Below are 12,655 nucleotides of genomic sequence, written 5' to 3' on the forward strand. Positions count from 1 at the left end.
GGGCAAACGGGGTTTGCATGAGTGGCGAACTTCCACTCTGGTTCGTATCGTCCACTCATCATTCGACTTCTGAATCCTGATGCTGGCCACCCTGGGTGAGATCTCTCGAAGAGAGATCTTTATTGGCGTGCCGCCGGGATGGGTCATTGGGCAGCGGAAGTCGTCGGCGGATCGCGGAGAACCACTCCCGGGAGCCGCCTGGACTTGACCGAGCGCACGACGAACGTGCAGGTCAGGCAACCCAGCACGCGACGGTCAAGCCTTTCCGGACCACGTTGTTCAACACCACAGAGTCCGCGTGAAAATTCTTCGGTCGCACCTTCTGGCATTCGACGCGGAGCGGATCCGCGTTGGATCTGACGGGGATCGTGCGTGATTTCCGGCACCCGCTGCGGTGGCCGTCGGCGCCCCGGTCCTTCGCATCACCGAACGGCGACGGGTCCGCGACGGCCTTTCCTGACCGCCGTCGTCCTGAACAGAACGAACTGCACTCCGGCCGGCGGAGCGGTTCCTATCCGGACCGCAACCCGCGTGCCGGTATTTGAATTCCCTTTGCGTAACTCCGGCTGTTTTCCACCGGCTGTGCCCACACGGGCCTACCCGCATGCCTGATGCTCCTTCTGGGACGGACACCGATGACCGAATCGACCACGTTCAGCGAGACCTTCACTGTCACCGCCGACAACCCGCTGCTGCACGGGCACGTCGTCCATGGACGCAACCTCCTGCCCGGAGTCGGTTACGTGGACCTGGTCTTACAGGTCCTTGCTCGGCATGGCCACTCCGTGCAGGACGTGGAGTTACGCAACCTCACGATCCTTGCCCCGCTCGTCGTCGGGCCCGCGAAGCGCGCCCTCACCACCGTCGAGGGACACCCGAGACCGGACGGCGGCTGGCGTGTCGAGATCCGCAGCCGACGCCCCGAGGACACCCTCGACGTGGTTCACGCCGTCGCGACCGTGCACCGCAGTGCCCCAGCCGCTTTCACCGAACGGCTTCGGCTACCCGTCGACGGGGCTGCCCGACTCACCACGCTCGATGAGATCTACACCTGGTGCCGCCAGTACGACCTGGCCCACTCCGGCCTGATGAAGATCGGCGGAGCGGTCCACCACCGGGCCGGCGACTGGATCGCCGAAGTGGAACTCGCCCCCGAACACCAGGGGACCGACCCCGCGTTCCTCTTCCACCCGGCCCTGTTCGAGGCGGGCCTCCTCGGCGGTGGCGTCGCCATCGGCATGCTGTACGGCGACAACGACGGGCCCGGCCTCTACCTGCCGCTCATGTTCGAGAGGTTCCGCGCCACCGGACCGCTGGGGAGCCGCTGCTACGTCCGCGTACCCGCCGACTCGGTACGCCGGGACGAAGAACTCATACGACTCAGCGTGGAGTTCTACGACACCACCGGCGCGAAGGTCGCCGAGGTGGGCCAGTTCGTGGCCAAGCGGGTCCGCGCTGCTGCCTCCCTCGACGTCCGCGGCGACGCCTCCACCCTGCCGGAACCGGCTCCTGCGGCGCCTGTAATGGCTGCTTCGGTTGGGGGTGGCCTGGTGGAGGTGGTGCGGGGGTTGGTGGCTGCTCGGTTGGAGGTGGCTGCGGATCAGGTGGATGCAGGGCTTGGTTACTACGAGTTGGGGTTGGCGTCGGCCGACCTGTTGTCGTTGGTGTCGGCCTTGGAGGAGCGGCTGTCGGTGGAGTTGTCGCCGACGGTGATGTTCGAGCATCGGACGATCGCGGAGCTCGCGGCGTGGCTGGAGTCGCAGGCGCCCCCGTATGTCCCGGTGACCACGCCCACGGCTCCCGTCCCATCCGATCTGCGTCCGAACCCGGTCGCCCCGGCTCCGGACGCCGCTGCCCTTCCATCGCCCAGCGCCCGGAGCGACGATCCTCACTCCGCCCTGCGCGCTGCCCTCACCGAAGAGGTGGCCGCGCTCCTTCGTGTCCCCGTCGCCGATCTCAACTCCGACGCCGAGTTGGCCGAGTTCGGGATGGACGTGGGGGGCCTGGCACGCCTGGCCGACCGGGTGAACGCGCGTTTTGGCCTGACCGTCCCGCTCGCCGCCTTCCGAGAGCACCACACCCTGCGGGCCCTCGCGGAACACCTCGGCGAGCACCGCACCACGCCCGGCGCCGACCGGCAGATACTGACAGCACAGCCCCATCCACTGCTCCACCGGACGGTCACCGGCGAAGGCGATGGCAGTGGCGCCATGGATACCACTGCGGCACGGTCAGACGTCACCGTCCCCGACGAGCACGGCCGTGTGTGCGTGGAGCTGACCGGTCTGTCCACACGCCGTCTGCGGGGCTCCTCTGCCGTCGCGGGCCGCCGTGAGGCCCTGCCGCCAGAGCTGACGGACGGCTACGCGCCGGCCCCACCGACCGAGCGCGCATCCGCGGCGCCGGCTCCGGCCAAGGGGACCACTCCCGCCGCACCCGCCCCTGCCGACCTCACCCCCGTGTTCTCCGCAGCCGACACCGCCGTACCAGTGCTCGAAGAGCGCGCCGTCGCCCACTTGCGGCGGATGCTGGCGGCGGCCATCAAGCTCGGTCCCGAGCGCCTCGACCCGGACACCCCGCTGGAGCGCTACGGCATGGACTCGGTGCTCGCCGTGACCATGGTCCAGCCCCTCGAGGACACCTTCGGACCACTCTCACGCACCCTGCTGTTCGAAGTGCAGACCGTGCGCGGCCTCGCCCGCCACCTCGCCGCCGACCACCCGCAGGAACTGCGCACCCTCGTCGGCGAACCCCCGTCTCCCGCGGCCCCCGCGACACCCCAGGCCGCCGCGGGCCTGCGCGCCGCGAAGGCCCCCTCGCCGGTCCGACACGGGCAGGACCACCGCAGCCAGGACATCGCCATCATCGGTATCAGCGGCCGCTACCCGCACGCCGACGACCTGGAGGAGTTCTGGTCGGCGCTGCGCGAGGGCCGGGACTGCGTGACCGAAGTGCCGGCCGACCGCTGGGACACCGGCGGCCGGGCCCAGTGGGGCGCGTTCCTCGACGGCATCGACCGGTTCGACCCACTGCACTTCGGCATCTCCCCCCGCCAGGCCGCCGCGATGGACCCGCAGCAGCGGCTGTTCCTGGAGACCGTGTGGCACCTGCTGGAACAGGGCGGCATCACCCAAGAGGTCGTGGAGCGGCGTTACCGGCGGCGCGTCGGGGTCTACGTCGGAGCCGCTTATCAGATGTACCGGGCGGACACCGCGCAGGACCCGGTCCTCTCGGCGCTCACCTCCTCGGCCTCGTACAACCTCATCGCCAACCGTGTCTCGCACTTCTTCGGCCTCGAAGGCCCGAGCCTCGCCGTGGACAGCATGTGCACCTCGTCCGCCATGGCTGTGCACCTGGCCTGCGCCGACCTGCTGCGGGGCGAGTGCGAGCTGGCCGTCGCGGGCGGGGTCAATCTGACCGTGCACGAGGACAAGTACGTCGCGCTCTCGGAGATGCAGCTGCTCGGCACCCACCCGGGCGCGCGCAGCTTCCGCGACGGCGACGGATACCTGCCCGCCGAAGCGGTCGGCGCCGTCCTGCTCAAGCCCCTGGACGCCGCCCTGCGCGACGGCGACACCGTCCTCGCGGTCATCAAGAGCACCGCCTCCCTGCACAGCGGCCGCTCCAACGGCTTCATGACACCCAGCCACCGCACCCAGGTCGCGACCATGCGCCGGGCACTGGAGCGGGCCGGTGCCGAACCCGGCTCCATCGGCTACGTCGAGTCCGCCGCCAACGGCACCACGTTCTCCGACGAGGTCGAACTGCGGGCCCTGCGCGAGGTGTTCGCCGACGTCCGCGACACCGTCCACGTCGGCACCGTGAAGTCCAACCTCGGCCACCCCGAGGCGGCCTCCGGCATCGCTCAGCTGACCAAGGTCGTGCTCCAGCTGCGCCACGGCCGGGTCGCGCCACTCGTCGACGCCGGCACCCCCAATCCGCGTCTGGACCTGGAGGGTTCGTCGCTACGGCTCGCCGACCGGCTGACGGACTGGGCACCCCGCGGCGCCGCGCCTCGCCGCGCCCTTGTCAACTCCGTCGCGGCCGGCGGCAGTCACGTCAGCCTCGTCGTCGAGGCACCTCCGGTGACCGCCCACGCCGAGCGGAGCGCCCCCGACTCCTCGCCCCAGGTCGTCCTGGTGTCCGCCAGAACTCCCGAGCGCCTGCGCGTGGCGGTATGCCGCCTGCACGCCTTCCTCGAGGGCGACGACTCGGCGAGCCTGGCCGACATCGCCTACACGTCCCAGCTCTGCCGGGAGCACCTGCCCGAGCGGCTCGCCCTGGTAGCCGCCGACCGGGAGCAGCTCGGGCACGCCCTCGAACAGCACCTGGCCGACGGCACGGCCGCCTCGGCGGGCAGCGCGACCACGCATCGCGGCAACGCCGACGAGGACACCGGACCGCTGACCGCCGTCCTGACCGGCACCCGGGGGCATTCCTTCGTCGCCGGACTCATCGAGGACCATGGCCTGGAGCAACTGGCCGAGCTGTGGGTGCGCGGTGTACGGGTACCGTGGCATCGCCTCCACACCGGGCCGCGCCGCATCGCAGCGCTCCCGCCGACCGCGTTCGAACCGGGGAGCTACTGGCTCGATCGCGCACCCCGGCTGCCCGCCGTCGAGACCCGGCCGCCCACCCCGCCTCGCGGCTTCACGGCGCCGGCCGTCCCCCTGACCGGGGATGCCGGCACCCGGACGCGGGTGAGGGACCGGATACGGCACCATGTGGCGGAACTGCTGGGCTTCGACGCCGACCAGCTGAACGTCTCGACCCCGCTCACCAACCTCGGTATCGACTCGGCGACGGCCATGCGCGCCCAAGTCCTGGTGGAGGCTGACTTCGGACGGGTGCTGCCGGTGGCGGCGCTGCTCGACGGGTCGAGCGTCATGGACATCGTGGACCGGATCCTCGACAGCCCCGTCGGCGCGAAGGCCGGGGAACCGCTCGTGCCCGGGAGCGGCACGCGCCGGGAAGGCTTCAAGCCGCTCATGGTGCCGGGCGCCGACGGAACCGTGCGATGCCCGGCGACCCGTGACGTCATACGACTGTTGCGCTCGGAGCAGCTGGGCACCCCGGGAGTCACCCACAACATCGGCTCCGCCGTGCAGCTCACCATTGGGGTCGGCCGGGAACGGCTGACCGCCGTACTGGGCAACCTCGCCGCCCGGCACGCGGCGTTGCGGACCGCGATCGTCGCGGACCCTGAGCACGGCCACCAGCTGGAGGTCGGGCAGAGCCTTCCCGGCGCACTGCTGCGATGGTCGCCCGTCGACGAGGACACGGACCCGGACCAGCGACTGCGCGAGCTGCTGGAACCACCGTTCGAGCTTGCCGTTGCGCCGCTGTGGCGGTTCGAGCTGCTGGAGTACCCGTCGGGGAGGCAGGTACTGCTCTACGGTGCGCACCACGCCGTGTCCGATCTGTCCTCACTCGCGCTGGTGGCAGCTGAGATCGGCGCGGAACTGACGGGTGAGCATCTGTCGTCCGCTCCCTCTTTGGACGATATCGACGGTCTGATGCGGGCTCAGCCGGCACGACAGGAGACAGACGGCCGGGAGGCCTCGGCGGCACAACCGCGCGAGTGGTTCTCCGGGATCCGCAGACTGGATCTGACCCTCGCGAAGCCCCGCCCCGCGGCACGGTCGTACCGTGCGGCCACCGAGCTCGTGGAGGTTCCCGATGGGCTCTCGGAGCGAGTCGCAACCGAGGCAAGACGGCTTGGGATCACCCCTGCCGCCTTCTGGCTGGGCACGCTGACCATGTTCCTCGCTCGTCTGCGGGAGCGCAGCCGGTTCGTGCTGGCGGTTCCGGTGGACACCCGGATGCACGCGGAAGCGCTGGACGCGGTCGGGTTCTTCGGCGTTCCGATACCGTTCCCCGCCGAGGCGAACTCGGGCGAGTCGGTGGTCGAGGTGCTGCGCCGGACGGACAACCGTCTGGGCGTGCACCTCGAGAAGGGCATTTCCTTCTCGGACACCATGTCCACACTGGTGGCCGAGGGGCTGTATCGCAAGAACGCGCCCTTGGTGGAGATCTACTTCAACTACCTTCCACCGCGCGGCCTGAAACTGCCCGGACTGGAGATGCTCCCCGCGGGTACCGGCCACTCCGACCTCGATCTGATGATCAGCGTGTCGCCGGATCTGGGTCATATGCGACTCGACTACAACCTGGACATCCTCGACAGCTCCAGCTGCGCCCGGTTCGGCCGGGAGTTCCTCGACCTGATCGCCGAGGTGCTCGGCCAAGCGGGCACGGGCACCGTGGGCGCTCTTCCGGGACTTCACACGGCACTCACGCCGGAACCGTTGCCTGAACGTCCGTCACGCTCATCGGCAGCCCGATCCGTCGCTCTGACAGCCACATTCGCTCTGGGCAACCTCTCCACGCTGCTCGGCCTCGCGCTCGAGGACACCGGACTCACCGTCACCGAAGGTCCGTATCACCAGGTTCTGGCAGCCCTGCACGACCCGTCCGGCGTTCTCTCCGATCCGTCGACCGCCGCAGCGCTTGTGCTGTTGCGTGCCGCCGACTTGGGGCGTTACGGCGAGATCAGCGACGAGTTGCTGGCCGAACTGGGCGAGGAGTACCCGGCAGCCGTGAGCTCGTTGGCCGAACGCACGGGGCGGCCGGTGATCGTCGGATTCCTTCCCGCGCACGCGGCCGAGGAGAGGCTCCGGGACTGGGAGGACGCGGTGAGGTCCCGGCTCCAGAATCAGGCCGGCATCGCGGTGCTGGGGCCGAAGAGCTTCAGCGGCGATGATTTCGCCAACCCGTTCGACGCCGAGACGGACGCGCTGGCGCACCTGCCGTTTCGGGCGGAGTTCCAGGCCGCAGTGGCACTTGCCCTCGCCGACCTGGTGCGGGCCTCCCGCCGCACTCCGCCGAAGGTGATTGCGGTCGACGGAGACGAGACTCTCTGGGACGGCATCGCAGGGGAGGACGGGCCTGAGCACGTCGGCCTCATGGGAGGCCGTGCCCAGCTGGCCCGCAGACTGCTGCAGTGGCGCGCCGCGGGTGCTCTGCTGGTGCTGGTCTCCAACAATGACGAGGCCACCCTACGTGCCGTACTCGACCGGCCGGACAGTCTGCTCCGCGCTGAGCACTTCAGTGTGATCTCCGCCGGTTGGACACCGAAGCCCCTGCGCCTCAAGGCGGTTGCGGAGGAACTCGGGCTCGGCCTGGACACGTTCATGTTCCTCGACGACACCCCGGCCGAGATCGCCAGGATGAGGGCGGCTCTGCCCGAGGTGCTCTGCGTGACCTGCCCGCCGCGGGAAGGCCTGCCGGACTTCCTGACCAGGCTCTGGCCGATCGCCCCGCGCGCGGCGACACAGGAGGACGCCGCGCGGGCGGACTTCTACCGGCAGGACAAGGTGCGCGAGGAAGCACGTTCCCGGACCACCTTCGCCGACTTCCTGGAGCGGCTGAACCTGGAAATGGACTTTCAGCTTCTCTGCGACGACACGATGGAGCGTTCCGTCCAACTGGCCCGGCGCACCAGCCAGTTCAATCTCCGCCCGCAGACGGTGGACGAGGCGGAGCTGACGCGCCGGCAACAGGACGGCGAGGTGTGGACCGTGCGGGCGCGGGACAGGTTCGGCGACTACGGGCAGATCGCCGTACTCGTGATCCGTCCCGACGGCGAGACCCTCGAGGTCCTGGGCTGGATGATGAGCTGCCGGGTGCTCGGGCGCGGTGCCGAGGAACGCGTTCTCGGCTGGCTGGCGGACCGGGCCGAAGCGTTGGGCTGCCCGACCGTACGCATGATCGCCGAGCGTACCCCCCGCAACATTCCCGTACGACGGCTGGTGGCCGCCTTGTCCGGCGGAGACCCGGAGGCACCGGGCCTGGAGGTACTGGTCCCCGTGGGCCGGCTCCGAGACTTCCGCTCCTGGGACGCCACAACAGACGAAACCGTGGAGGCAACCGCATGAAACCCATCCCTGACACAGGTGACGGCGTACCGGCCCGCAACCACGAGGTGGACCGGCAGTACGAGGGAGAATCGATCGAAAGCGGTCCGCGAGGATCCGCCGCGATCGCCGGCTTGCTGGCGCGCTTACAGCCGTCGGCCCCGCAACCGCAGTCGGTGGACAGCGCGAACGATGCTGAGGGCGCGGCCGACGGCACACCGTCCTGGGGCCTCGAACAACTTGCCAAGGCCATCGTGTCGAAGGCAGCCGCGCTGCTGGACGTCAAGGAGATCGACACAGAGACCGACCTCTTCGACGCGGGTGCCACCTCGGTGGACGCCGTTCGACTCGTCGCAGTGCTCGACCGGGAGCTCGACGTCAGACTCAGCCTGGACGACGTCTTCGCAGACGCCAGGCCCCGGCGCCTCGCTCAACGCTGGCTGGGCAGTCCGACGACACGCCCACTGCCCGCGGCATCGGCGACCACCGGAGCCCTTGAGCTGCCGGTGGCCTCCGCGCCGAGCGCCACCACGACGGCATCTCCGGGCACCGACCTCATACCGGCCGATCCCGTCGCGCCGGACGAGACCCTCCCTGTGCTCGACGACCATGCCGAGGACCTCGCCCTCCTCATGGCCGACCTCGCACGTGCGGACCTGCTTCCCTGGTGCGGCGACCCGGAACCGGTCCCGCCCCGCCGTGTCCTGCTGAGCGGTGCCACCGGCTTCCTGGGCGGCCACATGCTGCTCGACCTGCTGCGGCACAGCAACGCACATGTCGTCTGCCTGGTGCGCGGGGACAGCGTGCCGGACGCGGAACGGCGCCTCGCCGAGAGCCTCGCCGGTTTCTCCCTCCCCTGGTCGACCGAGGTCCGACGACGGGTCACCGTCCTCCCCGGCGACCTGCGCCGGCCCCGACTCGGCCTGACGGACGAGCAGTGGGATCTGCTGGCAAACGAACTCGACTCGGTCGTCAGCGTGGCGGCGGCCGTGGACTTCCTGCGCGGCTACCCGTCGCTGCGCCGGACCAATGTCCTCGGCGTGCTGTCCCTCGCCGAACTTGCGATGACCGGACGGCCCAAACCGCTGCACCACATTTCGTCGATCGCTGTGTTCAATGAGATCGGCATCGCCTCGATGGGCGAGGACGATCCGGTGGCACATGTGGACCGGCTGACGGCGGGCTACGACAAGTCGAAGTGGGCGGCGGAGGCAGCGCTCAGGCGAGCCCGCGACCGTGGCCTGAAGGCGACATTTCTGCGCCCCGGCGGCATCGTCGGCCACACCCGCACCGGCGCCTACAACCCGCACGACATCAATACGGGCCTCTTTTCCGCCATCTCCCGTTACCGCGTCGCACCCAAGATCAACTATTCGAACTCCGCCCCGGTGGACTGGGTAAGCCGCATCGCCACCGCCGTGATCTGCGAGCCGAGCGGCTGGGGCCAGAACTACCACCTCACCGGACGACCGGACACTCTCAGCGAGATGGTCCGCGATCAGGAACTCGGTGGGCTGAATGTCCGCGTGATGCCGTGGGATGTCTGGCTCAAGGATTTCCTGGCCCGCTGTGAGACCGATGCGGTCCCCGAACTGGAATTCATGGCACGGGTGTTGCGCAACCCCGCCGGCCAGAAGATCGTCGAGGCGAGCGTCACGGCCCCGATGGCGACAGGAGAGCGGACTGAGGCGTTCGTTGCCCGGCACAAACTGCCACCGCCTGCCCGCTACGACGCGCAGGCCCGGCTGAAGAGCTACGAGCGGATGGCCCGTGACGGCCTGGTGATCCTGCCCAGTCGTGACGACCCGCCGCACCTGTGGTTCCGGGAGACGATGCGCGGCAAGGTGGGCCCGGTCGACGCCAAGCCCGACACCCGGTGCACCTTCGCGCTGACCCTGTCGATCGCCAGCATGTACCAACTCGTGCAGCACCGCTCCATCGACGTACGCGGCAAGGTCTCCTGTACCTTGCTGCACGCGGATCCACTCACCGTGGAGGACGGCGAGATCTGGGTCCGTCCCGACGAGGGAGTGCCGCACCGCCACGGCCTGGACCACCCCCTGCTGCGGTACCGCCTGGCCCTGCGCGATTCCGACGGAAACGCCTGGTGGCTGGAGGGTTGGAAGACAGCCCGGGCCCGCTTCGACTACATGAAGCAGGCACGCACCCTCACCATCCGCGCGGGCCGCGAGGGCGAACCGGCGAGCCTGGCCGGAACGATGAAAGTGCCCAAAAAGTCCTACAAGCGAGAGCAGATTGACGGTATCCGGGTCAATCCGAATCTGTCGATGCGGGAGCAGCGGATCGCCAAGGTGACCTGGCTGGCCTGGTTCAGCGCGCAGCTGGGCCAGGGGCTGCTGGAGCCCACGCTGCGCGCCGGCGCCGAACTGCTCGACCTGCGCCCGGACGCCATCGACCTCGACAAGGACAGGTACCAGGCCAAGCTCAAGAAGTGGGAAAAGGACAGGAAGCAACTTCGATGACACCACGACCGCTGTATGCCCCGATGGACCGCGTCACCGTCGAGCAGATCCCGTTCCACGCATCCGACGGCACCGAACTCGGCCTGTGCCGACTCAGCGCCAACCCGCCCACCGATCAAGACGGCACCGATCGTCCCGCGGTCCTGCTCCTGCACGGTCTCACTGCTTCGGCTGACATGTTCGTACTCCCCGAGACCCGCAACCTCGTGGACGTCCTGCTCGGCGCTGGCTACGAACCGTGGCTGCTGGACTGGCGGGGCAGTTGCCGCTTGCCGCACAACGAGGGCCGCGTCCGTTACACCTTCGATGATGTGGCGCTCTACGACATCCCGGATGCGGTGTCGTACATCCGCGACCGTATCGGCCCGCGCCAACTGTTCGTGGTCGCCCACTGTCTCGGAGCCCTGTCACTGTCGCTGAGTATGACGGGCGGCTTGGTGCCAGGCCTCGCCGGAGTGGTGGCACAGGGGGTGTTCATGACGCCGAAGTACTCCGCGAGGTCCCGGTTGCTCGGCCACCTCGGCGGCGAGTGGGGTCGCTCCCGCTGGACACACCTCCCGGTCGACTTCACCAAGGTGGGCTTCCGCTCGCGCTACACGCCGATGTTCGCGCTGGCTTCCCTCTCGGCCGACGACTGCGACGACCCGACCTGCCATATCCTGCACAACTCCGCCTGGGGTACGGGCGCTTCGCTCTACGTCCATGAGAACCTGCACGAGACGACCCACAAGCGGCTTGCCGAACTGTTCGGTTCCGCGCCCACCTGGATAGGGCCGCACCTGCGGCGCATGGAACTGGCGCACACGGCGATGCCCTGGCACACGGCCGGACAAGGCTACGACCAACTGCCGGAGAACGCCCTGGACAGCGCCGACCGCATCGACTGCCCCGTCCTACTGCTCGCCGGCAGTGACAACAAGACCTTCCACGATTCGAACGAGCTTTGCTACGACATCCTGTCCAGCCGTCACCCGGGCCTCGACATCCGCTACATCGAGATTCCGGGCTACGGTCACGTCGACCCCTTCATCGGCCGCGGTGCCGCCCTTGACGTGTTCGGCCACATCGTCAATTTCCTCGACGAGAGATCTGCCGTATTGGTCCCAGGCCGGGGATGACCGGGTAGCGGTCGCGCGCAAGAGCGAACAAGGGTCACAGCAGATCCTGTTCCTGTGACCCCGGGACGGAGGCATGGAGTCGCCTCGCATGAGGCGGCGACGTGCACCTCTCGGGGCTCTGCGGCGCGAGTGCCCCCATGTCCGCCCGATTGCCGGGTCAGCGAACCCTCCCCCGCGGCTTCAGCGCCACCGGCGGCAACTCGGGAGCAGGCAGCGGACCCCCGTCGTACCCCTTGACCTCACCGAACCGGGTGCCGGTCATCCAGTCGGCGCGGGCCTGTTCGATCTCCTCCTGCGTCCGCCCGATCCAGTTCCAGAACATGATCAGCTCCTCCTCGAACGGCTCGCCGCCGAGGAGCATCAGGCCGGCGTCCGACTCGGCGCGCAGCGGGAGTTCGGTGCGGCCGCAGCCGAGGTAGAGCATGGAGCCGGGGAGTACCGGCACGCCGTCCACGTGGGCCTCGCCGGACATGGAAAGGACGGCGTACTCGAAGTCCGGCTCCAGGGGGAGGCGTACGTCCGCGCCGCGCGACAGCGTGAGGTCGGCGCCGACGATCGGGGTGTACGTCGTGCCGGGCGAGGTCGCTCCGTCGAGGCCGCCGAGGATCAGCGTGGCCCGCAGGCCCGGCGCCGTGACGACCGGCAGGTCGGCGTGGTGTTCGAAGTGCGGGTCGGTGTGCCGGTGGCCGTCCGGGAGGGCGACCCAGAGCTGGGCGCCGTGCAGGAGGCGGGCGTGCGACTTCGGGCTCTCCTCGGAGTGGCTGATCGCCCGGCCGGAGGTCATCAGGCCCAGCTCGCGCGGGTGGATCGTCTGGAGGCTGCCCGTCGAGTCCCGGTGCAGCACCTCGCCCTCGTGCAGCCAACTCACCGTCTGCAGACCCATGTGCGGGTGCGGCGGCACCTGCATGCCGGGCTCGTCGGCGATGTCGTCGGGACCGTAGTGATCGACGAAGCACCAGGCGCCGACCATGCGCCGGCCCAGGTTGGGCAGCAGGCGGCGGACTTCGGTGGATTCGCCGAGCTTGACGCGGCGAGGGCTGAGGAGTTCGCGTACGGGCTCTGCCACGACGAAACCGCGGCCGCCGCAGATGGCGGGCACCGCCTCGCGATCAAGATTGCTCATGGCGCCCAAACTAGC

The 12,655-nt window shown here is 69.3% G+C and carries 4 protein-coding genes; 3 read left to right on the forward strand and 1 reads right to left on the reverse strand.

Annotation, left to right across the window (positions count from 1 at the left end; translation table 11 throughout):
* Positions 1 to 635: 635 nt before the first annotated feature.
* The 3 genes from OHT51_RS04725 to OHT51_RS04735 are packed head-to-tail and all read left to right on the forward strand — an operon-like array spanning position 636 to position 11,517.
* On the forward strand, positions 636 to 7,937 hold the full coding sequence (locus OHT51_RS04725; RefSeq protein ID WP_328877602.1) for an HAD-IIIC family phosphatase: 7,302 nt from the start codon (positions 636 to 638) through the stop codon (positions 7,935 to 7,937).
* On the forward strand, positions 7,934 to 10,399 hold the full coding sequence (locus OHT51_RS04730; protein WP_328877603.1) for a thioester reductase domain-containing protein: 2,466 nt from the start codon (positions 7,934 to 7,936) through the stop codon (positions 10,397 to 10,399). Before OHT51_RS04725 ends, OHT51_RS04730 begins: the two co-directional genes overlap by 4 nt.
* Positions 10,396 to 11,517 carry an alpha/beta fold hydrolase gene (locus OHT51_RS04735; protein ID WP_328877604.1) on the forward strand — a complete coding sequence of 374 codons (1,122 nt, stop codon included), beginning with the start codon at positions 10,396 to 10,398 and terminating at the stop codon, positions 11,515 to 11,517. The genes OHT51_RS04730 and OHT51_RS04735 overlap by 4 nt, the downstream gene beginning before the upstream one ends.
* 157 nt (positions 11,518 to 11,674) lie before the next feature.
* On the opposite strand, the gene OHT51_RS04740 is transcribed toward OHT51_RS04735, so the two are convergent.
* Entirely contained in the window at positions 11,675 to 12,640 is a 966-nt protein-coding gene (locus OHT51_RS04740; protein ID WP_328877605.1) for a pirin family protein, read from the reverse strand.
* Between the last annotated feature and the right edge of the window lie 15 nt (positions 12,641 to 12,655).

The organism is Streptomyces sp. NBC_00299 (assembly GCF_036173045.1).
Lineage (GTDB): Bacteria > Actinomycetota > Actinomycetes > Streptomycetales > Streptomycetaceae > Streptomyces > Streptomyces machairae.